Source organism: Streptomyces sp. 549, assembly GCF_030124175.1.
In the GTDB taxonomy this organism is placed as follows: domain Bacteria; phylum Actinomycetota; class Actinomycetes; order Streptomycetales; family Streptomycetaceae; genus Streptomyces.
In genome coordinates, this window is the sequence record NZ_JASKMT010000006.1 from 137804 (window position 1) to 160099 (window position 22296).

Genomic DNA, 22296 nt, shown 5'->3' on the forward strand with positions numbered 1-22296 from the left:
CCCGGCCCGTCGGACAGCGCCCGCCTGCCGGCACTCCGGGCGTCACCGGAACGTGATCGACGGCGATGCAACCGTGATGGTGCGCCCCTACGTGTTGGCGCATGAGCAGGCCGAGCGTCGTACCGCTCCGGCGCTGGCGCTCGACGGGGTGGACGTGGGCCCGTGGGTCATCCACGGCATGCGGGTGGGGGGCACTCGATGATCGGTGACGTTCTGAGGCACGCCTGGACGGCCTTCGTGAGTACGGGTCTGCCCGTACTCACCATCGTCGCCGTGACGGGCGGGCTGTCCGGGGCCTGGCTGCGCCTCGCCCAGCAGCACGGGGCTTCCGCCCGGCAGCGCGTGCGCTCCGCCCAGCAGCACGTACACGTGCGCTCCGGTGGTGTCCGGTGAGCGTTCGCGACGACGTCTGCGGCGCGTGCCGACCCGCCTGGTTGCAGTTGCCGCCCGCGTGCGCGGCGCGGTTCGCGTGCGTTCTCCAGCGCGCGCATCACGGCAGCCACCAGGACCTCACCGGCCACACCTGGTACGTCACCACCGAGTTGGCGGAGGCCCTCGCGGTGGACCTCGCGGCCCACCGGCTGCGCAACCTGGCCGAGGAAGCGCGCGGGTAGCCCACGCCCGGAAGCACGATGAGGACACGTCGGCGGGGTGGAGGGGCCCGGCCAGGGCCCTCACAGCCGCAGCACCGGACGGCCGTCAGGCAGCCGGGTCCCCCGCGCGTCCGCCGGGACATCCGGGCGGGGGGTGCCTCTATGTCTTTCGTCAAGGCACCCTTGCCGGGTTTTGGGTGGTTCGGGTTGCTGGGGTTATGCGGCGAGCTCGACGGCTCTGGGTGTGCGGGATTCGTAGAAGGTGCCGTCGCGGAGCATGGCGAACAGGACGCTGATGCGTTGGCGGGCGAGGCGGAGGAGGGCCTGGGTGTGGGTCTTGCCGCGGGCTCGCTGACGGTCGTAGTAGGTGCGGGAGGCCGGGTCGGCGTTCATGCAGGCGAAGGCGGAGAGGAACATGGCGCGTTTGAGCTGCCGGTTTCCGCCTCGGGGTGCGTGCTCGCCGTGGATCGAGGTGCCCGACGACTTGGTGGTCGGGGCGAGGCCGGCGTAGGAGGCGAGGTGGGCGGCGGTGGGGAAGCTGGTGCCGTCGCCGACGGTGACCAGCAGGACGGCGGCGGTCCTGACGCCGACGCCGGGCATTGACGTCAGGACCGGGAAAGAGGGTGGGCCTCCAGCAGGGTATTGATCTGGGCTTCCATGGCCCGGCGCTGGGTGTGGACGGCGGCGAGCGAGGCGGCCAGGGAGGGCACGACGATGTCGAGGGTGCCGGTGCCGGGCACGACGACGGTCTGTTCGTCGAGCGCGTCGAAGACGTCGTCGATCAGCCGAGTGGCCATGCGCGGGGCCTTGGGCCGGATCAGTTCGACGAGTCTGCGGCGGCCGGCTTTGCGCAGGGCGGCCGGGGAGCCGTAGCGCTCCAGCAGCCAGGTGACGGCCTGGTGGTCGAGGCGGGGGCCGAGGACTCGTTCCAGGCTGGGGTGGAACTGGGTGAGCAGGCCGCGTATCCGGTTGCTGGTGCGGGTGGCCTCGGCGGCGAGGTCCTGGTCGAAGCCGACGAGCACGGTGAGCTCGGCGGTGATCTCGTCGGTGAGCTCCAGCGAGCGCAGGGTGTGGGGCATGGTGCGGGCGGCGTCCGCGATGACCGCGGCGTCCTTCGCGTCGGTCTTGGCCTCACCCGGGTAGGGGTCGGCGATCCCGCGCATCGCCAGTCCGGGCAGGTAAGCGACCTGGCAGCCCGCATCGCGGGCGACGGTCAGGGGCAGGGCGCCGATGGAAGCGGGCTGGTCCACGATCACCAGCACGGTGCCGAACTTCGCGGTCAGCTTGTCGAAGACGGCCCGCAGCTTCGGTTCGCTGTTGGGCAGCTGCTTATCGAAGACCTTCTTCCCGGCCGGGGTCAGCCCGTGCCCGTGGTGAGCACTCTTGCCGACGTCCAGGCCGAGGAACACGCCCACGTCTTCGGTGTCGAACATGCCGCCCTTCCAGGGGTGTTGACGGTGCCGGCCTCGGCGTCGGTGTCGTACTCGCGCATCCACGTTATGCAGACCTGCCATCCGCGAGCTGTCCGGCATTGCGCCGGACCGGGTGGCGGCCGGACCTCTGATCAGCGTCTCCGACGGCACCTCCCGGACCCGGTGACACCACCCCCCAGGTCATCGACTTCGACAGGGGGCAACAGTCATGCCGGGCCCGGAGGCCAGCGGCCCCATTGCAGGACCGCGAAAAACATAACGGGGGTGGCGCCGGGGACGGTGACGTTGCCGGGGGCAGTTCACCCGTCGCCAGGTAGCGTCGACGGCCGCGTCCACGTGCGGGTTGCCGACGAGTGCGTAGACCTCGTGGTCGCCTGAGTCCTCGACGGTCAGCAGGTGGTGGCCGAGGCGTTCGGCCCATCGCGACACCGCCCGCGTAGTGGTCGAGCGGGTCGTCGTCGGCCTGGACGACGAGGCCCACCGGGTAGCCCTTGCGCTCCACGACCGTCGGCTGCTCCAACGGCTGGAAGGTGCCGAACGCGCCGACCCACGGCTGGCTGCGCAGCACGCCGTAGCCGTAGGGGAAGCGGGCGCGGAACTCGCCCATGGGTGCGGTCGGTCGCACGGTCGCCGGCGGCGTGTACGCGTACGAGCAGCCGCCCGGCGGCTGGTGCGTCAGCAACGCGGGGCTGGTCGTGGGCGACGGCGCCGCCGTGGGCGGGGATCACCCGAACGGCCCTGCGGGCGTGCTGGTGGACACCGCGGCCACCGAGGCCAGGGCGCGGCGGCTGCGGCAGGAGGTGGAGCGGATCTGCCCCGGCGGGCCCGCCTTCGTGGTCAACACCCACTTCCACGGCGACCACACCTTCGGCCACGCCCAGTTCACGCCCCGCGCCCAGGTGGTCGCCGCCGCCGGGAGGCGGGCGGAGGCCGCCGAGGCCGGGCTCGGCCTGCGCGGGCTGTGGCCCGACGCGGCGCGTGGGGGCGACACCCAGCTGACGCTGCCCGCGGTGACGTTCCGCGACCGGCTCACCCTGCACACCGGCGGGCTGCGGGTGGAACTGCTGGACCTGGGGCCCGCGCACACCGCGAACGACACCGTGGTGTGGGTGCCGGACCGCCGGGTCGTCTTCAACGGCGACCTGGTGTGGCCCGGTGTCACGCCGTACCTGCTGATGGGCTCGGTGACCGGTTCGCTACGGGCCCTGGACCGGCCCCGGGAGCTGGGCTGCGAGACGGTCGTGCCCGGGCACGGTCCGGTCGCGGGGCCGGAGCTGCTGGATCAGACTGAGTCCTACCTGCGATGGATCGAACGGCTGGCCGAGGAGGGCCACCGTTCCGGCCTCACCCGTTGGAGACGGCGCGGCGGGCCGAGCCGGGCGCCTTCGCCGAACTGCTCGACTCCGAGCGCCTGGTGGGCAATCTGCATCGCGCTTTCGCCGAACTGCGCGGTTTGCCACCAGGAGGGCGGATCGATGTGTTCGGATCGTTCAAGGAGATGGTCGAGTTCCACGGCGGTCTTCCGGACTGCTGTGCCTGAACACGAACAAGGGAGTTGACCTGTGAGCACCCCCGTGAAGGAACACCGCGAGCCCCCCGAAGCGACCAGCCCGTCGGAGCACATCCCCGCCGACCGGCTCAGGGAGCTGTTCGCCGCGCCGTCCGCGGCTGCCCCAGCACTGCCGCTCGGCGGCCCGGCCCTGCTGCTGGCCGGGGAGGACGACGACGGCCTGGAGCCGCACATCTGGCGGGGCATCGACTGACGTGTCGGGTGCCCCCTCCCCCCGGCGGCCCGTCCGCCGGGGGGAGGGGGCACCCGAACCACCCCCCGGACCGCGGACCCCGGACCCCGGACCCCGGAACACAACGCGCCACCCGCACACGGCGCGCCACCCGAACGGCGCAGTACCGCGGCGGGACCTCCCTGGGGTCCCGCCGCGGTCGCCGTGCGGTTCAGCTGTCGTCGCCTGGGGTGTCCCGGTGGATGATCCGCTCCCGGGTGAGCAGTCGGCCGTCGACGCGGACCAGGGTGTCCTCCACGACGAACGTCGGCTCGAAGGTGACGTCGCCCTCCCGGTCGGTACGGCTGACCAGCGAGCAGGACGACACCGCCGGCGCACCCTCGGGGCCGGGCTCGATCAGCAGGTGGTCGAACCAGTGCCGCACCGCGATGCCGCGGTAGCGGGACAGTGCCTTCCGCATGCCCGCGACCATGGCGTCCCGCCCCTCGGTGCGCACGCCGTTGGGGTGGACGACCACGCCCGTCGGGGGTGAACGTGTCGGCGAACCCCTCGATGTCCAGCGCGTCCACCCGGCGCATCTGCACCGCGTAGTAGGTGCGCACCTCCGCGCAGAGGTCGCCCGAGACGGGCGGCGGCACGGTCGCACCACCGGTGACGGGGGTGCTGGAGACTTCCTGGAGGGCCTGCGGCACGGACTCCCTTCACCGTCCGGCCCCTCGCCGGGCCGGCGGCACGTGACGCGGCCCTCGTCGCCGGGCCCGGCGCAGGCCCGCTGGAGCCGCGCTCCAGCCGCCACGGGCGTGCGGCTCGCGGCGGGACCGGCTCGTGGCGGAACGGTTCACTCCGCTGCGCGCACATCTCTTTGATCACATTCGCCCCAACAATTCCGACCATCAGGAGAAAACACCACGTATCATTCTTGCGATCATGTGAGGTAGTCCGAGAAGCTGACCGGCAGTCATCGGACCGGCACGCGCCTGACAGGGGAGATCAAGAGCGGCGGCACCGGAACCGGAAGACACCGCCCCATGTCTGTAGAGGAAGCGGCGGCGCACCCGCCGCGCCCGATTCACCCCGATCAGGCTGATACGGGGGCCACGGACGCGGGATCAGAACGAGGGCACGCAGAGCACTGCGTGTGGGGGGATGGATAGATGACGTCGGCACCACGCCCGGATCGGCCGCGTGACAACGACGACCCGTCGATGACCACCAAGCTGCGCATACCCCGGCAGCACCGCACCGGTGGCTCGGACACCCTGGGTCGGGGCGTGCGCTGGCCGCGCAAGGCGCCGCCGCGCTACGACTACGAGCACTACAGCCGGCTCGCCGGCCCGCTCACCCAGCCCGACCCGAACAAGCCCTACCGCGTCAAGTACCGCAGCCTGATCGGCGACGAGCCGCACCGCATCCGTGCGGCCCTGCTGCTGGCCGCCGCCCCCCTGGTGTCGCTGGGCCTGTTCCTGTGGCTGATGCAGCCCCAGCACTGGACCGAGCGCGACGAGGGCTCCGTCTCCGACCTGGTGCTCAAGCTCGACATCGTCATGCTGGTCGCGATCGGCCTCATCGAGCTGTTCCGCACCCTGAACGTGCTGTCCAACTCGCACGCCACCCTGGTCGCCCGCGACCCGGTCCCGGTGGTGCCCGAGTCCGGCACCCGCGTCGCCTTCCTCACCTCCTTCGTGCCCGGCAAGGAACCCATCGAGATGGTCACCAAGACCCTCGAGGCGGCCGTGAAGATCCGGCACCGCGGCACCATGCACGTGTGGCTGCTCGACGAGGGCGACGACCCGGAGGTCAAGGAGGTCTGCCGCCGTCTGGGCGTGCACCACTTCAGCCGCAAGGGCGTCGCGAAGTGGAACACCGCCAAGGGTGCGTTCCGGGCCAAGACCAAGCACGGCAACTACAACGCGTGGCTGGACGCCCACGGCGACAACTACGACTTCTTCGCCGGTGTCGACACCGACCACATCCCGCTGCCGAACTACCTCGAGCGCATGCTGGGCTACTTCCGCGACCCGAACATCGGCTTCGTGATCGGCCCGCAGGTCTACGGCAACTACGACAACTTCGTCACCAAGGCCGCCGAGAGCCAGCAGTTCCTGTTCCACGCACTGATCCAGCGCGCCGGCAACTTCTACGGCGCGCCGATGTTCGTCGGTACCAGCAACGCCGTCCGCATCTCCGCGATCAAGCAGATCGGCGGCCTGTACGACTCCATCACGGAGGACATGGCCACCGGCTTCGAGATCCACCGCACCCGCAACCCCGCCACCGGCAAGAAGTGGCGCTCGGTGTACACGCCGGACGTGCTGGCCGTCGGTGAGGGCCCCAACGCCTGGACCGACTTCTTCACCCAGCAACTCCGCTGGTCCCGCGGCACCTTCGAGACGATCATCGGGCAGTACTGGAAGGGCTGGTACTCGCTCCCCGTGGGCAAGCTCTTCAACTACACCATGATGATCATCTTCTATCCGATCTCGGCGCTGAACTGGATCCTGGCCGCGCTCAGCTGCGCCCTCTTCCTGGGCCTGGGGGCCTCGGGTGTGCAGATCGACCCGGTCATCTGGATGATGCTCTACGGCAACGCCTCGGCGCTCCAGGTCGGCCTGTACATCTGGAACCGCCGCCACAACGTCTCGCCGCACGAGCCGGAGGGCTCCGGCGGACTCGCCGGCATGCTGATGTCGGCGCTGTCCGCGCCCATCTACGCCCGGTCGCTGCTGGACGCCGTGCTGCGCCGCAAGAGCAAGTTCGTGGTCACGCCCAAGGGCGACTCGGCCAGCCCGGACACGCTCTTCGGCACGTTCCGCATCCACCTGTTCTTCATCGCCGTCTTCGGCGGATCGCTGATCGGCTCGTTCTTCCTCGGCCACGACCACCCCGCGATGATCACCTGGGCCTCGCTGGCCCTGCTGATCACGGCGGCGCCGATCATCGGCTGGCAGGTGACCGTGCGGGCCGAGAAGAAGCGCCGCAGGCAGCAGCGGCGGTCCGCACGGGCCAGGCCGGAGCAGCCCGCAGCCGAGCCCGCCCCGCAACCGGACCCGTCCGCCCCGGCGCACACCGCAGCCGCGGACACCGGCTGGCCGACCGCCCCGGACCGGACGATGCCCATGGACCTCGGGCAGCGCCCCACCCACCAGCCGTGACCTGCCGCGGGGAGCGCGCCGCTGACGGCCGCTCCCCGCGTGCGCAGGCCGTCGAAGAACCACCTCCCCGGACGACATCCGGGAGATGCACAGGAGTGAACCGGTGAACTACCGACCCAGCCGTCGCGCCAAACGCATCGGCATCGCGAGCGCGGCGCTGCTCGTGGTGGCGGGTATGAACGCTCCCTGGCTGATCCGCTTCAGCACCGAGCAGTTCAACCAGTACAACATCAACCGCGCCGGCTACAAGGCCGAGAACGGCCTGTGGCAGGTCCTGGACGTGCCGGCGAAGTACCGGGTCAACACCATCCACGCCGCGCTGCTGCACACCGGCAAGGTGCTGCTGGTCGCCGGGTCGGGCAACGACGCCGAGCAGTTCAAGGCGAAGACCTTCCGCAGCGTGCTGTGGGACCCGGAGAAGAACACCTACAAGAACATTCCGACGCCCAAGGACATGTTCTGCTCCGGCCACACCCAGCTGCCCGACGGCAAGCTGCTGATCGCCGGCGGCACCCAGCGGTACGAGACGCTGGAGGGCGACGTCGAGAAGGCCGGCGGCCTGATGATCGTCTCCAACGAGAACCCCGACAAGCCGATGACCCTGCCCGAGGGGACCCGCTTCAAGGGCAACAAGAGCGGCAAGTCCTTCGTCACCCAGAAGTCGCTGCTGCTGCCGCGTGCCAAGAAGGACATCGACCCGGTGACCGGTGAGGCCGAGGTCACCGCCAGCCAGTCCCGGATCTACGTCGAGGCGAAGCACAAGGGCAAGAAGCACGCCACCGGCGACACCGAGCAGTACAGCGTCGTCGGGCTCAGCAGCCAGGACAGCAAGAACGTCTACGGCATCGCCAACAAGCTGTCCTTCGACAAGAAGGACTTCCAGGGCATCAACGAGGCGTACGAGTTCGACCCCGTGGCGGAGAAGTACCTGCCGGTCGACCCGATGGAGGACGCCCGCTGGTACCCGACGCTGACCACTCTGGAGGACGGCCGGGTCCTCACCGTCTCCGGACTCGACGACATCGGTGAGGTGTCCGAGAAGGTCGAGATCTACGACCCGAAGACCAAGAAGTGGCAGACGCTGCCCAAGCAGCGCTACTTCCCCACCTACCCGGCGATGTTCCTGGCCGGCAAGGACCGGCTGTTCTACTCCGGGACCAGCTCCGGCTACGGCCCCGCCGAGGAGGGCCGCACGCCCGGCCTGTGGGACTGGAAGACGGACCGCTTCACGAAGATCAAGGGCCTCAGCGACCCGGACGCGCTGGAGACGGCGATGGCCGTGCTGCTGCCGCCCGCGCAGAACCAGCGCTACATGGTGCTCGGAGGCGGCGGCATCGGCGAGAGCCGCAAGGTGACCGACAAGACCCGCATCGTCGACCTGACCGAGAACACACCGCGCTTCAAGGACGGGCCGAAGCTGTACGCGCCGGTCCGCTACCCGAGCAGCGTCATCCTGCCCGACGACTCGGTGCTCACCACCAACGGCTCCGGCGGCTACCGCGGCTGGAGCGACAGCAACGTACTGAAGGCCGAGCTGTACGACGCCCGCAGCAACACCTCGCGCCCGGTCGCCGATCCCCTGATCGGCCGGAACTACCACTCCGGCGCGCTGCTGCTGCCCGACGGCAAGGTGATGACGTTCGGCTCCGACTCGCTGTTCGACGACGAGGCCAACACCAAGCCGGGTGAGTTCGAGCAGCAGATCGACATCTGGTCGCCGCCCTACCTGTTCCGCGACGAGCGCCCCGAACTGCACGACGACGGCGAGAAGCCGCAGGTCGTCGAGCTCGGCGGCACCGCGGAGTTCCGCACCGCTGACGCCGCGAAGGTGAAGCAGGTCCGGCTGATCCGGCCCAGCTCCTTCACCCACGTCACCAACATCGAGCAGCGGTCCGTCGCGCTGGAGTTCGAGACCACCGACGACGGCATCGAGGTCACCCTGCCGAAGGACCCGACGCTGGTGCCGCCCGGCTACTACATGGTGAACGCCGTCGACGGCGAGGGCACCCCGTCACAGGCGGTGTGGGTCCACGTCCCCGTGGACGCGTCCCTCGGCTGACCTGGCGGACGCACAGAACGCCGGTGGGGGCCGGCAGCCGAGGTGGGCTGCCGGCCCCCACCGGCGTTCACGGGAGAAGCGGCGACGGACGTGCGGGCTCAGCCCGCCTCGGCGTTGCGGGCCAGTTCCAGGGCGTAGTCGTGGAACCACTCGCCGGCCTCCGGGCCGCTCTTGCAGGTGCCGTCGGACTCACCGGGGCGCTTGATCCAGGCGAAGGCGTCGGCGCGTTCCTCACCGGTGTCCGTCGTCGGTGCCTGGCCCAGCGCCCGCCCCGGCGGGTTGCACCAGGCCTCCGCGTCCTCGTCGCCCTCCATCGGGCCGTTGCCGTTGCGGCTGGTGTCGACCAGGTAGTTCTTGCCGCCGACCATCGAGGACAGCCTGTTGCCGTACTCGACGTTCTCCTCGGTCGTCTGGTAGTTGGACACGTTGAGCGAGAAGCCATCGGCCTTGTCGATCCCGGCGCGCTTGAGCGGCTCGACCATGCGGCCGGCGTCGCGGATCCAGTGCGGGTTGCCGGCGTCGAGGTAGACCTTCGTCGCGGGCAGCTTCTTCAGCTCCGTGACGGCCTCGTTCATGAGCGTGTACTGCTCGGCGTGCTTGGCCTCCGGCACGCAGCCCGGCTCCAGGATGTGCGGCAGCGCGTCCGGCTCGATCACCAGCCACGCCTCGCGGTCCCCGATGCCCTTGACCACCTTGCCCAGCCAGTCCCGGTAGGCGGCGCCGTCCTTCGCTCCGCCCTGCGAGTACTGTCCGCAGTCGCGGTGCGGGATGTTGTAGAGCACCATCAGGGCGGGCACGCCCTGCTTCGCGGCGGCCTCGGTCGCCCGGCGGGCGTCGCCCTCCGGGTCGTCGGTGCCGATCCACTCGCCGACGGGCTGCTCGGCGATCTTCTCGATGAGGGCCGCTTCCTGCTTCTTGCCGTTCCCGCGTACCTCGTCCAGGGCCTTGGCGGACTTGTTCTCGGGGTTCACCCAGAACGGCGCCCCGGCCCGCTCGGGCCGGTCGCTGGGTCCGTTGCCGCCCGTGCCGCCCTCCGGTTCGGACGACGAACAGCCGGCGAGAACCACCATGGCGGCGGCTGCCGCCCCACCGGCGAGGACGCCGGGTCGAACGGTGCGGTGCGTGCGGTGCGTGCGGCCGGCGTCAGTGCCGTACATCCACTCCCCCTTGGATACGGAGCTAACCGGTCGCCCCCATCGTGGCACATTGACAGCCCCCGCGCGGTGCTGGGACCCTCCTTCCGACGCCCTCCGGGCCCCCGGCGACAGCTTCGGACACCTATCCGGGCACAGGCCGTCACACATGTTCATATCGCGGCGACGACACCCAGGAACCCGGTGCGAACCCGGGACGGTCCCGCCACTGTGACCCCGCCCTCGCGGGGGAGTCAGGAACTGGGGCGTCGCCTTTGCGCTGATCGGGGCGTGGAAACCCCGAGAAGGAGGCTGACGAGTTGTCCCTGCACTCCGGCACCACTCACTCCGGCACCACGGCACTGCCCTCGGCCGACGCCACTCACCGCGCCCGCGACTGGGCGATCATGGCGGCGGCGGTGGTGATCTCCCTCATCGCGCTCTACGCCGTCTTCATGGACAACGGCCATGTCATCGCCGCGACAGGCGAGTACCTGCACGAGTTCTCCCACGACGGACGGCACCTCTTCGGCGCCCCCTGCCACTGATCGGGGCCGTTTCCGCCATGAACGACACGACACGTCCCTACCCCGTGCTGCCCGCGTTGCGGCACGGTCTTCTCGCCGGCGGCGCGGCCGGCCTCGTCACGGGGTTGTTCGCGCTGCTGCTCGCCGAGCCGGTCATGGACCGGGCGATCGCCCTGGAGGAGGAGCGCTCGGCTGCTTCCGGCTCCGGGCACGACCACGCAGCCGGCCATGCCGCGGAGGCCGAGGAGGTCTTCTCCCGCGGCACCCAGCACTTCGGCCTCGTGGTGACGGCGGTGGTGGTCGGACTGGCCGTCGGGGTGTTCTTCGCCCTGGTGTACAGCCTGGTCCACCGCGGGGTGCGGGCCGGTGCCCGCTCCGGCGAAGCGCCCGGTGCCCGGGAGTGGCCTCGCGCCATGACGCTGGCCGGAGCCGCCTTCCTCGCGCTGTCCCTGCTGCCCGCACTGCGCTACCCGGCCACCCCGCCGGGCGTCGGCGACGGCGGCACCGTGGCCGAACGGCAGTTGCTGTGGCTGGCCGCCCTGGTGATCGGCGTGCTGGGCATGGCGCTGGCCTGGCAGCTGCACCTGCGGCTCGCCGACCGTGCGCAGCCGGTCCGCCACCTCGCCGTGGCCGGTGCGGTGGCCGCCACCGGCGCCGTGCTGTTCCTGCTGCCGGGCAATCCCGACCCCGTGCCGGTGCCGCCGGAGCTGCTGTGGGACTTCCGAGTGCTGTCGCTGCTGTCGCACGGCCTGATGTGGGCGACGCTGGGCGCGGTGTTCGGTGTGCTCGGCATGCGGGCGGCCACCGCACGGCCCGCCTCGGACCGGGAACCCCGGCCCGCGCCCGCCGGCTGACGGCCACGGCACGCGCGGGCCCGCTGCTCGCGGTCCTCCAGGACCGCGGCGAGCGGGCCCGCGCTGCTGCCTGCCGCCGGTCGCTGCTTGTCGGCGCCGGTCGCTGCCAGCTGCCGCCTCCGGCCGGCTCAGGCGGCGCCGCCCGGCGCGCTGCCCGTGCCGGTGAGGTAGGCGGACACGACGACGTTGGCGGTGTAGGCCCGCTGCTCGCGGTCGAAGCTGCCGCCGCAGGTGATGATGCGCAGCTCGGCCCGTCCGTCGTCGCGGGCCTGGTAGGCCTTGGCGGCGTCGAAGTTCCGGCGTTGCAGCACGTCGACGCTCTCAACCGTGAACTCCGCGGTCGTTCCGTCGGCACGGGTGACCCTGACCTGTGTGCCGGGCTCGACGGTGCTGAGCCCGTAGAACACCGCCCGGGTGCTCTCGGTGTCGACGTGGCCCACCAGCAGCGCCGCCCCGGCCGCGCCGGGCGCGGGGCCCGCGCCGTACCAGCCGACGTTCTCGGCCCGGCTCAGCGGCGGCGGGTCGATCGCCCCGTCGGCGTCCAGGCCCCGCCGCACGACCTGCGCCCGCACCCCCAGTTGCTCGATCTCCATCAGGACCGGTGCGGCCCGCGGCCCCGCCGCGTCCGGCAGCGGGGCGTGCGCGGGCGGCAGCGGGCGGCCGTCGGCCGTCTGCGCCGACCGAGAGACGTCGCCGAAGACCGGCACCCCGAAGTCGCCGTCGGTGAGATCCTTGCCCCACAGCCACAGCGCCAGCAGCAGTACGGCCCAGGCCGCACCGGTCATCAGCCGCCCGCTGCCGGCCGACCGGGTCTCCTCGGACACGGCCGGATCAGCGGTCGCCGCCGGGACGTGCGGCGGCCTCGGCCGCCCGGCGGCGCCTCAGCAGCGCCGCACCGGCCAGCCCGGCCGCGGCGGCCCCGGCCAGCCCGAGCAGCGCGGTCTGCGGCACCCGCGAGCTGTCCGCGGCGGCCGTGTTCACGGCCGTCCCGCCGCCGCCTGCCCGCACGGGAGCGGTCGGGTGCACGGGGTGGTGGGTGGGGTGGTGCGTCGGGTGGTGCGTGGGCTGGTACGTCGGCTTGTGGGTCGGGCGGTGGCCGACCACGGTGACCCGGCCCTCGGCGATGGCGGGCTTCAGATTGCCCGTCTTGTCGTAGCAGTCGACGGTGATCTGGTACGAGCCGGGTTCGATGGCCCGCAGGATGCTCGCATCGGCGGTCAGCGTCTGGTCGGCTGCGGCCTTCAGCGCCACCGAGGCGACGAACGCCTTGGACCGGGCGATGCCCTTGTCCCCGTCGCAGGCGTCGACGCGCAGGTTGACCTCGCCGCCGGCCCGGACGGTGGACGGGTAGACCACCACGGACCCCTCCCCGTAACGCGGTTCGTGGACGGCGGCCGTGGCGGGCACCGCCTGGACGGCGCTGACGGCGCAGACGGCGAGCGTGACCAGTGCCGTGCTGAGCGTGACCCTGTTGGTGCGTGCGGTAGTCATCAAGAACCTCCGGCTCGGTACCTTCCGAAGATCCACCCATCGCCGCGGCTCCGCATCGCGGGGACGGCCGATCGGGCGACCCGCGGCCCTGCCGGGCGGGCCGTGACCGGCCCTTAGGCTGGGGGCGTCGCGGAACGGAGTCGTCCCGGCGCCCGAGCAGGCACTTGCGTACAGGAGACCGGCAACATGGCAGAACGTAAGCCCATCACATCCTGGCTCACCGACATGGACGGCGTGCTGATGCACGAGGGCGTTCCCGTGCCCGGAGCCGACACGTTCATCCGGAAGCTGCGCGAGTCCGGCCGCCCCTTCCTGGTCCTCACCAACAACTCGATCTACACCGCCCGGGACCTGCACGCCAGGCTGAACCGGATCGGCCTGGAGGTGCCGGCCGAGAACATCTGGACCTCGGCGCTGGCCACGGCGAACTTCCTGCACACCCAGCACCCGGGCGGCACCGCCTACGTCATCGGCGAGGCCGGGCTGACCACCGCGCTGCACGACGCCGGCTACGTGATGACCGACCACGCCCCCGACTTCGTGATCCTGGGCGAGACCCGCACCTACTCGTTCGAGGCGCTGACGAAGGCCATCCGGCTGATCAACGACGGGGCCCGCTTCATCGCCACCAACCCGGACAACACCGGCCCCTCCCCGCAGGGGGCGCTGCCGGCGACGGGTTCCGTCGCGGCCCTGATCACCAAGGCCACCGGCAAGGAGCCGTACTTCGTGGGCAAGCCGAACCCGCTGATGATGCGCACCGGCCTCAACACGATCGGCGCGCACTCGGAGTCCTCCGCGATGATCGGCGACCGGATGGACACCGACGTGCTGGCCGGCCTGGAGGCGGGCATGGAGACCTTCCTCGTCCTCACCGGCCTGACGGCCAAGGAGGACATCGACCGGTACCCGTACCGCCCGACGCGGGTGGTCGACTCCATCGCCGACCTGGTCGACCTCATCTGACCGGTCACCCGTCCGCCCGCCCTGCTCGGTCGCCCGCCCTGCTCGGGCCGTGCAGACACCGGGAAGGGCGGGGACGGGCGGGGTCAGTCCAGGGCGGTGAGCAGGTCGGGGAGTTCGGCGACGGAGCCGAGCACGTGGGTGGCGCCGGCGTCCCGCAGGGCGGGGGCGCGGTGGGCGCCCGTCAGCACGCCGGCCACCACGGAGGCACCCGCGCGCACCCCGGTGCGCATGTCGGCGGCCGTGTCACCGCTGACCGCGACCTGGCGCACGTCGTCGGCGGCGGCGGTGCGCAGCAGCGCGGTGAGCACCAGATCGGGGTGGGGACGGCCGCGTCCGGCGTCGGCCGGGCACAACGTGAGGTCCGCCAGGTCGTGCCAGCCCAGCGCGGTGAGCACGGCGTCCTGCGTGGTGCGGGAGAAACCGGTGGTGAGCACCACGGCCCGGCCCTGGCCGCGCAGCCGCCGGACGGCCTCCTCCGCTCCGGGCAGGGCGGTGCAGGCGCCGTCCGCGACAAGTTCGGCGCAGGCCCGCTCGAAGGCGGTGTTGGCCTGCCGGGCAGCCTGCTCGTCGCCGTCCAGCAGCCGGCGGAAGACGGTGATCTTCGACTCGCCCATGGTCCGCCGGACCAGGTCGAGTTGCTGCGCGTCGTGGCCGGGCAGGGCGGCGGCGAAGGCGCGTTCCACCAGGCCGTCGTCGGTGACGGTGGTGCCCGCCATGTCGAGCACCACCAGCCGGACGGCCGTGCCGCGTACGGAGCCGCCGGTGTCCCGGCGGATGTTCGGGGTGTGCGTACCGCTCATGTCGTCACCAGTCCATCTCGTCCGCGGTGGCCTCGGCGATCGCCGGGGCACAGGTCATGCCGCGCCCGCCGGGTCCGGTGACGAGCACCGCGCCGCCGTCCAGGCGGCGGCGTTCGACGACCCGGTCCGGCTCGGTGCACTGCGCGTACACACCGGCCCAGCGGCGCCGCACCCCGGGCAGCGGCCGGCCCAGCAGGTCGGCGGCGGTGGCGGCCAGGTGGGCGTAGGCGTCCTCGGTGACGTCGAAGCCGAACGGGGTGTCGTACTCGTGGGTGTCGCCGATGGTCAGCGAGCCGTCGGCGCGCTGGACCATGAGGAGCTGGGTGCGGTGCCGGGCGGCGACCGGGGGCTGCGGCTGTCCTGCCCGCAGCGCGTCCAGGGCGGGGCCGCGGTAGGCGGGGTAGTAGCGGAAGCTGTCGGCGTCGGCGACGGCGGTGGGCAGCCGCTCGCCCAGCGGAGCCGTCTGCATCATCTGCAACCGCACCCGGCGCACAGGCAGTTCGGGGGCGAGTTCGCGGACGAGTCCGCCCAGCCAGGCGCCGGTGCACAGCACGGCGGCGTCGCCGCGGTGCGTCTCGCCGTGGTCGTCGCGCACCGCGGTGCCGTGCACCTCGCGGGCCTCCCGGCCGCCGAGGAAGGTGTAGCGGCCGCTGGCGCGCAGGGCGTCCTGGAGGGCCCGCTGCGCGGGGCGCGGTTCGAGTACGGCGTCCCGTTCGCAGTGCAGCGCACCCAGCAGGTCGCCGCGCAGCGCCGGGTTGCGGGAGCGGGTGGCGGCTGCGTCGAGCAGCGCGTAGCCGCGCCGGGCCGCGTCCGGTCGGGCCGCCGCGGCGCGCGCCACGGCGTGCTCGGCCTCCGTGCGCAGCACGGTCAGTGAGCCGGCCGGGCGCCAGCCCACCTCCGGGACGCGGGCGCCGATCTGCTCCCACAGCTCCCGGGCCCGCAGCGCCGTCTCCAGTTCCGGGCCGTCGGCCCGCCCGCCGACCCACACCAGGCCGAAGTTGCGGACGGACGCGCCGCGGGCCTGTTCCTCACGTTCCAGGTGGACCACCCGGTGGCCGCGTTCCACTGCCTGCCAGGCGTGCATGGTGCCCAGCACCCCGGCTCCTACCACGATGACTCTCATGTCGGGAGACTCGCCTTCCCAGGTGGCGGCTGCCGCCCTGCCGCGCAGCCGGTCGGTGAACGCCCGGCCACGTTTGGACCAGACCCGTTACCCTACCGTGACTCGTCGGCCCGAGGACCGTTCCCGGCAGGGCTCGCTCTCAGGTGCCCAGCTGCACGGTGAAACTGAACCGGTCGCCCCGGTACAGCGAGCGCACCCGCTCCACCGGACGCCCGCCCTCGTCCCGGGAGAGGCGGTGGATGAGCAGCATCGGCAGGGCGGGCGGCGTGCCGACGAGCAGCGCCTCCCGGGGTGTGGCGAGGACCGTCTCCAGGCGTTCCTCGCCGCCGCCGAGCGTGATGCCGGCCCGCTGCTCCAGGTAGCGGTAGAACGAGGAGGACGGCTCGAAGTCGGCGGCCAGGCCGGGCAGCAGCGCCACCGGCGTGTAGGTGCTCTCCAGACCGACGCGTTCGTCGTCCGCGAGCAGGACACGTTCCAGGTGCCACACCGGCTCCCCGGTGGCGACGTCCAGCTCCGCGGCGAGCGCGGGCGGGCAGGGGTGCCGGTCCAGGCCGACCATGGCGCGCCCGGGGCGGTGGCCGCGGCTGCGCACGCCCTCGGTGTAGCTGGCCAGGGACAGCGGCTGCGTCAGCTTGGGGCCGGCCACCACGGTGCTCCGGCCGCGGCGGCGGACACGGCCCTCCAGCAGCAGTTCGCGCAGCGCCTGCCGCACGGTCTCCCGGGCGGCGCCGAACCGGGCCGCCAGGTCACGTTCGGTCGGCAGCGGCCCGCCCTCGCCCAACTCGCCGAGCAGCCCGGCGATCTCCGCCTTGACCGCGTAGTACTTCGGCACCCGGCCGTGCTCGGGCACCCCGGCACGCACGGGTGCGCCGCTGTCCTGCGGAATGCCGTCGCCGTCCATGCGCGCATCCTGCCAGCCGCGGCGCGGCGCCCGACCCCGGGGCGTGCCCGCCCCCGGACGTAGCATGGCGGGCACCCCTCACACGCCCCACCAGCAACAGGCGGAAGGCCGGCCCCACCGTGACCGCACATGTTCCCGACGGCGACAGCACCACCTCCGACCGGCCCCTGCGGGTGGGCCTGATCGGCTACGGCCTGGCCGGGTCGGTCTTCCACGCCCCGCTGATCGCCGCCACCGAGGGCCTGCTGCTCGACACCGTCGTCACCTCCGACCCCGCCCGGCGGCAGCAGGCCGTGGACGAGCACGGCGGCGGCGACCACCCGCTCACCGTCGTCGACGGGCCCGACGGCCTGTTCGCCCGCGCGGACCAGCTCGACCTGGTGGTCCTGGCCTCCCCCAACCGCACCCACGTGCCGCTGGCGCGGCGCGCGTTGGAGAGCGGGCTGCCGGTCGTCGTCGACAAGCCGCTGGCCGGTACCGCCGCGGAGGCCGACCAGCTCGCCGCGCTCGCCGACGCCCGCGGACTGCTGCTGTCGGTGTTCCAGAACCGCCGCTGGGACAACGACTTCCTCACCCTGCGCCGACTGCTCGACGAGGGCGCGCTGGGCCGGGTGCACCGGTTCGAGTCGCGCTTCGAGCGCTGGCGGCCCCAGCCGAAGGGCGGCTGGCGCGAGTCGGGCGACCCGGCGGAGATCGGCGGCCTGCTCTACGACCTCGGCAGCCACGTCGTGGACCAGGCCCTGACCCTGTTCGGGCCGGTCACCTCGGTGTACGCCGAGTCCGACGTGCGCCGTGCGGGCGCCGCCGCAGACGACGACACCTTCCTCGCCCTCACCCACACCGACGGGGTCCGCTCCCACCTGTGGGTCAGCGCGCTCGCCGCCGAACTGGGCCCGCGCTTCCGGGTGCTGGGCAGCGAGGCCGCCTACGTGAAGTACGGCCTCGACCCGCAGGAGGCCGCACTGCGCGCCGGGGAGCGGCCGGTGCCGGGCGCGGCGTGGGGTACCGAGCCCGCGGCGGCGGCCGGCACGCTCGGCACCCCGGACGCCGAGCGTGCGGTGCCCACGCTGCCGGGTGACTACCCCGCCTACTACGCGGGCGTCGCCGCCGCGCTGCGCGACGGCACGGCCCCGCCGGTGACGGCCGGCGAGGCCGCCGCGGCGCTGCGGGTGCTGGAGGCGGCCCGCCGGTCGGCGGCCGAGGGGCGCACCGTGCGGCTGGACACCCCGGCGGCCGGGGCCTGAGCACCAGCCGGACCCCGACCGCCTGACGGACCCGACCCCCGGACGGCGCCCGGCCGTCAGCCGGCGGCGGCGCTGCCCAGCAGCTGCCGCTGCCGGCCCAGGCCGTCCACGGCCAGCTCCACCACGTCCCCAGGGCGCAGGAACGGCTTCGGCTCGGGTCGCCCGTTGGCGACCCCGGCCGGGGTGCCGGTGTTGATCACGTCGCCGGGGCGCAGCACCATGAACTGGCTGAGATAGCGGACCACCTCGGCCACGGGGAAGATCTGGTCGGCGGTGCTGCCGTCCTGCCGCAGCGTGCCGTTGACCCACAGCCGCAGGCCCAGCGCCTGCGGGTCGGGCACCTCGTCGGCGGTGACCAGCCACGGGCCGAGCGGGTTGAACGTCTCGCAGTTCTTGCCCTTGTCCCACTGGCCGCCGCGCTCGAACATGAACTCCCGCTCCGAGACGTCGTGGCTGACGGTGTAGCCGGCGACGCAGGCCATCGCGGCGTCGTGGCCGTCGAGGTAGCGGGCGGTCCGGCCGATGACCACCGCCAGTTCCACCTCCCAGTCGGTGCGCCGGCTGCCGCGCGGCACCAGCACGGTGTCGCACGGCCCGACCACGGTGTCCGGGGCCTTCATGAACACCAGCGGCTCCACGGGGAGTTCGGCGCCCGACTCGGCGGCGTGGTCGCGGTAGTTGAGGCCGACGCACACCACCTTGCCGATCCCGCCCACCGGCGGCCCCACCCGCAGGTCCGCCGCGTCCAGCACCGGCAGCCGGCCGCCCTCCAGCGCGTCGCGGACACGGGCCAGCGCCGCGTCGTCGCCGAGCAGCCGCCCGTCGACATCCGGCACGAGGGCCGACAGGTCGCGATACGTACCGGCCCCGTCGAGCGCCGCCGGGCGCTCCGCCCCCGCAGGTCCCACTCGCAACAGCTTCACAGGCACACTCCCGTCATCGAAGATCACGATGGGGACGGCCACCGACGCTTTCGGACGATCCTCCAAGAGCGGGCGCGGGCGCACAAGGCCCTGTTCACCCCTCGGACGGCCCGCCCACCACGCGCCTCAACCGCCGATCGCATGCGTCAGGGTGTGGATGGCCAGACCCGCCAGCGCCCCCACCACCGTGCCGTTGATCCGGATGAACTGCAGGTCGCGGCCGATGTTCGCCTCGATCTTCCGCGACGTCTGATCCGCGTCCCAGCTCGCCACCGTCTCTGTGATCAGCGAGGTGATCTCCGCCCGGTACGTCGTCACCACATGCGTCGCCGCACCCTCGATCCAGTCGTCCACCTTGTGCTGCAGCCGCCCGTCCGACGCCAGCCGCGCACCCAGCGACAGCAGCGACGCCCGCACCCGCATCCGCAGCTCGCTCTGCTCGTCCTCGGCCGCCGACACGATCATCGCCCGCACCGACGCCCACGCCGAGGCGATCAGCTCCTGCACCTCCTCGCGCGCCAGCACCTCCGACTTCAGCCGCTCCACCCGCTCCCGGGTCTGCGGATCAGAACGCAGGTCGCTCGCGAAGTCCCCCAGGAAGCGGTCCACCGCGCCCCGCGCCGGATGGGCCGGCATGTCCCGCATCTCCGTCACGAACCGCAGCAGCTCCCGGTACACCCGGTCCCCGATCCGGTGGTCGACGAACCGCGGCGTCCAACCCGGCGCGCCGCCCTCCACCGCCTCCATCACCGACTCGCGGTGCTCCACCAGCCAGTCGTGCACCTGCGCGCACACCAGGTCCACCACCCGCCGGTGACCGCCGTCGTCCACCACCCGCTCCAGCAGCGACCCCAGGCCCGGCGCGATCTCCTGCGCGTCCGCCCGGCGGGTGATGGCCTCCCCCACCACCGCCTGCACGTCGGAGTCCCGCAGCACCGCCAGCGCGCCGCGCACCGCCGTCGCCAGCTCCGCCGTCACCCGGTCCGCGTTCTCCGGCTGGGCCAGCCACGCCCCCAGCCGGGTACCGATGCCCACCGAGCGCAGCCGACCCCGCACCACGTCCTCGGACAGGAAGTTGTCCCCGACGAAGTCCCCCAGGCTGCGCCCCAGCTGGTCCTTCTTCGTCCGGATGATCGCGGTGTGCGGGATCGGCAGGCCCATCGGCCGCTTGAACAGCGCCGTCACCGCGAACCAGTCGGCCAGCGCGCCCACCATGCCCGCCTCCGCGGCCGCCGCCACGTAACCCGCCCACGCGCCCGCGCCCCTGCTCTGCGCCCACTCCGCCAGCACGTACACCACCGCCGCGAGCACCAGTGCCCCGGTGGCGATGGCCTTCATCTGCCGCACACCGCGCTGCTTCTCCTCGTCAGCGGCGGTGAACGCCCCCAGATTGCGGGTGAGATCCGTCACCGCGGCAAGCGGCCCCTCGCCCTCGCCACCCGCCCGACCAGCCTGTTCCGTACGTTGCATGCGCTCCGCCCGTTGTCGCCCGTCAACTCGTGCATTGTCCCCCCGCCACCACCCCGCGCCCGGAACGGAACGCCCCGGCCGATTCCCGCGTCCTCACCGCCGGAACACCCGCACACCGACCGCCCGCAGACAGCCCACCGCACCGACCGTGGGATCATGACTGACGCCGCACGACCGCCCGAGGGGGACTCCCGACCATGACGACTGGCAGCTGCCCGTGAGCAGAAACATGGGATTCGCCCTGCTGGCCGGACTCGCATCCCTGGTCGTCCTCGTCTCCGGCGCCCTCTTCGTCGGCTTCGGCGGCGCCCGCGACACCGCCGCCACCGCCACCCCCGGCGGCCGGACCTCCGCCGCCCCCGCCTCGTCCGGCAACTGGGTCGGCACCTGGGCCACCTCCCCCGCCGCCGCCGAACCGGACACCGCAGACGGATACCCCGACACGTCCGTGCGGAACGTCGTGCACACCTCCGTCGGCGGCAGCGCCGCCCGCATCCAGCTGTCCAACCTGTACGGCACCCGCCCGCTGACCGTCTCGCACGCCACCCTCGCCCTGGCCGCGGCACCCAGCACCCCCACCGCCACACCCGGCACCATGCGCCGCCTCACCTTCGGCACCCAGAACAGCGTCACCATCCCGCCCGGCGGGGCCGTCACCAGCGACGCCGTCCGCCTCAACGTGCCGCACGCCGCCGACCTGCTCGTCACCACCTACTCCCCCACCGCCTCCGGGCCCGTCACCTACCACCCCTTCGCCCGGCAGACCAGCTTCCTGGCCGCCGGCGACCGCGCCGCCGACAGCGACGGCGCCGCCTACACCCGCCAGACGCCCTACTGGCGCTACCTCACCGGCGTCGACGTGTGGTCCCACGAGACCGAGGGCGCGATCGTCGCCCTCGGCGACTCCATCACCGACGGCATCACCTCCAGCACCGGCGCCAACCGCCGATGGACGGACTTCCTCGCCGCCCGCCTGCGCACCGAACGCGACGCACCCCGCTACAGCGTGCTCAACCAGGGCATCAGCGGAAACCGCGTACTCATCGACGGCAGCCGCTACTCCCCCAACAACGGGCCCAGCGGCCTCACCCGCCTCGACCGCGACGTGCTCTCCCGCACCGGCGTGCGCACCGTCGTCATCCAGCTCGGCATCAACGACATCATCAAGCGCCCCCACCAGGAGGACCCCGAGCAGATCGTGCGCGGCCTGGAGCAGCTCGCCCAGCAAGCCCACCACCGCGGCCTGCGCGTCGTCGGCTCCACTCTCACCCCCTTCGGCGGCTACCCCAAGCACAACGCCCGGCGCGAAGCCGTCCGCCAGGAGGTCAACGACCGCATCCGCAGCAGCCGGGCCTTCGACAGCGTCGTCGACTTCGACGCCGCGCTGCGCGACCCCGCCCGCCCGGACCGGCTGCGGGCCGCCTACGACTCCGGCGACCACCTGCACCCCAGCGACAACGGCTTCCGTGCCATGGCCGAAGCCCTCGACCTCGACGAGCTGCGCGGACCGGCCGCCGGCCGGCTGTGACTTCCCGCACGCCGCACACCCCGCCGCCGCGCCCACCGCGCTAGCCGCCGACGGACCCGCCGAGCGCACCCGCACCCCATGCGAGCTGCGGCCCGGCCCGCGGCACCACGCCCCCGCGCGGGCACCGCGGAACCCGCCCGTCGCACCGTCACCAAGCCCTACGGAACCGGGCGTACCGCGCCGTACGCCGCCAGACGCATCCTTTTCGCGCTCCCGCGCGTCTCACAAGGGACAGCAGCAACGCAAGCGGCCCGGCCGCGTTAGCCCGTCCGTGGGAGGGGTACCTGCCGTCGGCCCGCCCACCGGCCCCCGCGGCTCCGGCGCGGCCCGGCACGACCCGCCGCGAGCGGGACACAC

At 72.7% G+C, this 22296-nt stretch carries 20 protein-coding genes, 1 pseudogene and 1 riboswitch; of the genes and pseudogenes, 11 read left to right on the forward strand and 10 right to left on the reverse strand.

What is annotated here, in order from left to right; translation table 11 throughout:
• Positions 1 to 198 precede the first annotated feature (198 nt).
• Together QNO07_RS10005 and QNO07_RS10010 are read left to right on the forward strand one after the other, a co-directional pair.
• The gene (locus QNO07_RS10005; RefSeq protein ID WP_283991385.1) at positions 199 to 393 is read left to right on the forward strand and encodes a hypothetical protein; all 195 of its coding nucleotides are present in this window, start codon (positions 199 to 201) and stop codon (positions 391 to 393) included.
• Positions 390 to 614, forward strand: a complete 225-nt coding sequence (locus tag QNO07_RS10010; RefSeq protein WP_283991386.1) for a hypothetical protein — start codon at positions 390 to 392, stop codon at positions 612 to 614. The genes QNO07_RS10005 and QNO07_RS10010 overlap by 4 nt, the downstream gene beginning before the upstream one ends.
• 195 nt (positions 615 to 809) lie before the next feature.
• On the opposite strand, the pseudogene QNO07_RS10015 reads toward QNO07_RS10010, so the two are convergent.
• Positions 810 to 2026 (reverse strand): annotated as a pseudogene (locus QNO07_RS10015) (IS110 family RNA-guided transposase).
• Between the two features lie 605 nt (positions 2027 to 2631).
• Between QNO07_RS10015 and QNO07_RS10020 the strand changes: the two are divergent.
• Both QNO07_RS10020 and QNO07_RS10025 read left to right on the forward strand, forming a co-directional pair.
• Complete coding sequence (locus tag QNO07_RS10020; protein ID WP_349636821.1) at positions 2632 to 3585, forward strand: MBL fold metallo-hydrolase; 954 nt, start codon at positions 2632 to 2634, stop codon at positions 3583 to 3585.
• Positions 3586 to 3588: 3 nt separating this feature from the next.
• A complete protein-coding gene (locus QNO07_RS10025; RefSeq protein WP_283991387.1) occupies positions 3589 to 3789 on the forward strand; it encodes a hypothetical protein in 201 nt (66 codons plus the stop codon).
• Positions 3790 to 3979: 190 nt separating this feature from the next.
• Here QNO07_RS10025 and QNO07_RS10030 read toward each other — a convergent pair whose 3' ends face one another.
• Positions 3980 to 4285, reverse strand: coding sequence for a nuclear transport factor 2 family protein (locus QNO07_RS10030; protein WP_283991388.1), 306 nt, complete (start codon positions 4283 to 4285; stop codon positions 3980 to 3982).
• A gap of 637 nt (positions 4286 to 4922) precedes the next feature.
• Here QNO07_RS10030 and QNO07_RS10035 point away from each other — a divergent pair.
• Complete coding sequence (locus tag QNO07_RS10035) at positions 4923 to 6920, forward strand: glycosyltransferase family 2 protein (protein ID WP_283991389.1); 1998 nt, start codon at positions 4923 to 4925, stop codon at positions 6918 to 6920.
• A 103-nt stretch (positions 6921 to 7023) separates the two neighbouring features.
• Positions 7024 to 8979 carry a radical copper oxidase GlxA gene (gene glxA / locus QNO07_RS10040; RefSeq protein ID WP_283991390.1) on the forward strand — a complete coding sequence of 652 codons (1956 nt, stop codon included), beginning with the start codon at positions 7024 to 7026 and terminating at the stop codon, positions 8977 to 8979.
• A gap of 98 nt (positions 8980 to 9077) precedes the next feature.
• On the opposite strand, the gene QNO07_RS10045 is transcribed toward glxA, so the two are convergent.
• Positions 9078 to 10136: a glycoside hydrolase family 6 protein gene (locus tag QNO07_RS10045; RefSeq protein WP_283991391.1), complete on the reverse strand. Its 1059-nt coding sequence runs from the start codon at positions 10134 to 10136 to the stop codon at positions 9078 to 9080.
• Positions 10137 to 10279: 143 nt separating this feature from the next.
• Positions 10280 to 10426, forward strand: a riboswitch (adenosylcobalamin (AdoCbl) riboswitch).
• A gap of 6 nt (positions 10427 to 10432) precedes the next feature.
• On the opposite strand from QNO07_RS10045, the gene QNO07_RS10050 reads away from it, so the two are divergent.
• The gene (locus tag QNO07_RS10050; RefSeq protein ID WP_283991392.1) at positions 10433 to 10660 is read left to right on the forward strand and encodes a CbtB-domain containing protein; all 228 of its coding nucleotides are present in this window, start codon (positions 10433 to 10435) and stop codon (positions 10658 to 10660) included.
• 17 nt (positions 10661 to 10677) lie between these two features.
• Positions 10678 to 11493: a CbtA family protein gene (locus QNO07_RS10055; protein ID WP_283991393.1), complete on the forward strand. Its 816-nt coding sequence runs from the start codon at positions 10678 to 10680 to the stop codon at positions 11491 to 11493.
• A 128-nt stretch (positions 11494 to 11621) separates the two neighbouring features.
• On the opposite strand, the gene QNO07_RS10060 is transcribed toward QNO07_RS10055, so the two are convergent.
• The gene (locus tag QNO07_RS10060) at positions 11622 to 12317 is read right to left on the reverse strand and encodes a class F sortase (RefSeq protein ID WP_283991394.1); all 696 of its coding nucleotides are present in this window, start codon (positions 12315 to 12317) and stop codon (positions 11622 to 11624) included.
• Between the two features lie 7 nt (positions 12318 to 12324).
• Positions 12325 to 12984: a hypothetical protein gene (locus QNO07_RS10065; protein ID WP_283991395.1), complete on the reverse strand. Its 660-nt coding sequence runs from the start codon at positions 12982 to 12984 to the stop codon at positions 12325 to 12327.
• Positions 12985 to 13170: 186 nt separating this feature from the next.
• On the opposite strand from QNO07_RS10065, the gene QNO07_RS10070 reads away from it, so the two are divergent.
• Entirely contained in the window at positions 13171 to 13950 is a 780-nt protein-coding gene (locus QNO07_RS10070; RefSeq protein WP_283991396.1) for an HAD-IIA family hydrolase, read from the forward strand.
• Between the two features lie 83 nt (positions 13951 to 14033).
• On the opposite strand, the gene QNO07_RS10075 is transcribed toward QNO07_RS10070, so the two are convergent.
• The 3 genes from QNO07_RS10075 to QNO07_RS10085 form a co-directional block, all read right to left on the reverse strand.
• Complete coding sequence (locus QNO07_RS10075; RefSeq protein ID WP_283991397.1) at positions 14034 to 14750, reverse strand: phosphonatase-like hydrolase; 717 nt, start codon at positions 14748 to 14750, stop codon at positions 14034 to 14036.
• A 4-nt stretch (positions 14751 to 14754) separates the two neighbouring features.
• The gene (locus tag QNO07_RS10080) at positions 14755 to 15873 is read right to left on the reverse strand and encodes a TIGR03364 family FAD-dependent oxidoreductase (RefSeq protein WP_283991398.1); all 1119 of its coding nucleotides are present in this window, start codon (positions 15871 to 15873) and stop codon (positions 14755 to 14757) included.
• Positions 15874 to 16012: 139 nt separating this feature from the next.
• A complete protein-coding gene (locus QNO07_RS10085; protein WP_283991399.1) occupies positions 16013 to 16774 on the reverse strand; it encodes a GntR family transcriptional regulator in 762 nt (253 codons plus the stop codon).
• A gap of 119 nt (positions 16775 to 16893) precedes the next feature.
• Between QNO07_RS10085 and QNO07_RS10090 the strand changes: the two genes are divergently transcribed.
• Positions 16894 to 18018 (forward strand): Gfo/Idh/MocA family protein, encoded by a 1125-nt coding sequence (locus tag QNO07_RS10090; RefSeq protein WP_283991400.1) that lies wholly within the window; start codon positions 16894 to 16896, stop codon positions 18016 to 18018.
• A gap of 56 nt (positions 18019 to 18074) precedes the next feature.
• On the opposite strand, the gene QNO07_RS10095 is transcribed toward QNO07_RS10090, so the two are convergent.
• Both QNO07_RS10095 and QNO07_RS10100 read right to left on the reverse strand, forming a co-directional pair.
• Entirely contained in the window at positions 18075 to 18941 is an 867-nt protein-coding gene (locus QNO07_RS10095) for a fumarylacetoacetate hydrolase family protein (RefSeq protein WP_283991401.1), read from the reverse strand.
• A 126-nt stretch (positions 18942 to 19067) separates the two neighbouring features.
• Positions 19068 to 20411 (reverse strand): DUF445 domain-containing protein, encoded by a 1344-nt coding sequence (locus QNO07_RS10100; RefSeq protein WP_283991402.1) that lies wholly within the window; start codon positions 20409 to 20411, stop codon positions 19068 to 19070.
• Between the two features lie 229 nt (positions 20412 to 20640).
• Here QNO07_RS10100 and QNO07_RS10105 point away from each other — a divergent pair, with 229 nt between their 5' ends.
• Complete coding sequence (locus QNO07_RS10105; protein ID WP_283991526.1) at positions 20641 to 21939, forward strand: SGNH/GDSL hydrolase family protein; 1299 nt, start codon at positions 20641 to 20643, stop codon at positions 21937 to 21939.
• Positions 21940 to 22296: the final 357 nt, after the last annotated feature.

Bases quoted from the DNA above. Each gene is read 5' to 3' on its own strand.
- QNO07_RS10035 (WP_283991389.1), top strand. From the start codon at position 4,923: ATGACGTCGGCACCACGCCCGGATCGGCCGCGTGACAACGACGACCCG.
- QNO07_RS10080 (WP_283991398.1), bottom strand. From the start codon at position 15,873: ATGAGAGTCATCGTGGTAGGAGCCGGGGTGCTGGGCACCATGCACGCC.
- QNO07_RS10005 (WP_283991385.1), top strand. From the start codon at position 199: ATGATCGGTGACGTTCTGAGGCACGCCTGGACGGCCTTCGTGAGTACG.
- QNO07_RS10100 (WP_283991402.1), bottom strand. From the start codon at position 20,411: ATGCAACGTACGGAACAGGCTGGTCGGGCGGGTGGCGAGGGCGAGGGG.
- QNO07_RS10045 (WP_283991391.1), bottom strand. From the start codon at position 10,136: ATGTACGGCACTGACGCCGGCCGCACGCACCGCACGCACCGCACCGTT.
- QNO07_RS10020 (WP_349636821.1), top strand. From the start codon at position 2,632: ATGGGTGCGGTCGGTCGCACGGTCGCCGGCGGCGTGTACGCGTACGAG.
- QNO07_RS10055 (WP_283991393.1), top strand. From the start codon at position 10,678: ATGAACGACACGACACGTCCCTACCCCGTGCTGCCCGCGTTGCGGCAC.
- QNO07_RS10085 (WP_283991399.1), bottom strand. From the start codon at position 16,774: ATGGACGGCGACGGCATTCCGCAGGACAGCGGCGCACCCGTGCGTGCC.
- QNO07_RS10065 (WP_283991395.1), bottom strand. From the start codon at position 12,984: ATGACTACCGCACGCACCAACAGGGTCACGCTCAGCACGGCACTGGTC.
- QNO07_RS10070 (WP_283991396.1), top strand. From the start codon at position 13,171: ATGGCAGAACGTAAGCCCATCACATCCTGGCTCACCGACATGGACGGC.
- QNO07_RS10105 (WP_283991526.1), top strand. From the start codon at position 20,641: ATGGGATTCGCCCTGCTGGCCGGACTCGCATCCCTGGTCGTCCTCGTC.
- QNO07_RS10075 (WP_283991397.1), bottom strand. From the start codon at position 14,750: ATGAGCGGTACGCACACCCCGAACATCCGCCGGGACACCGGCGGCTCC.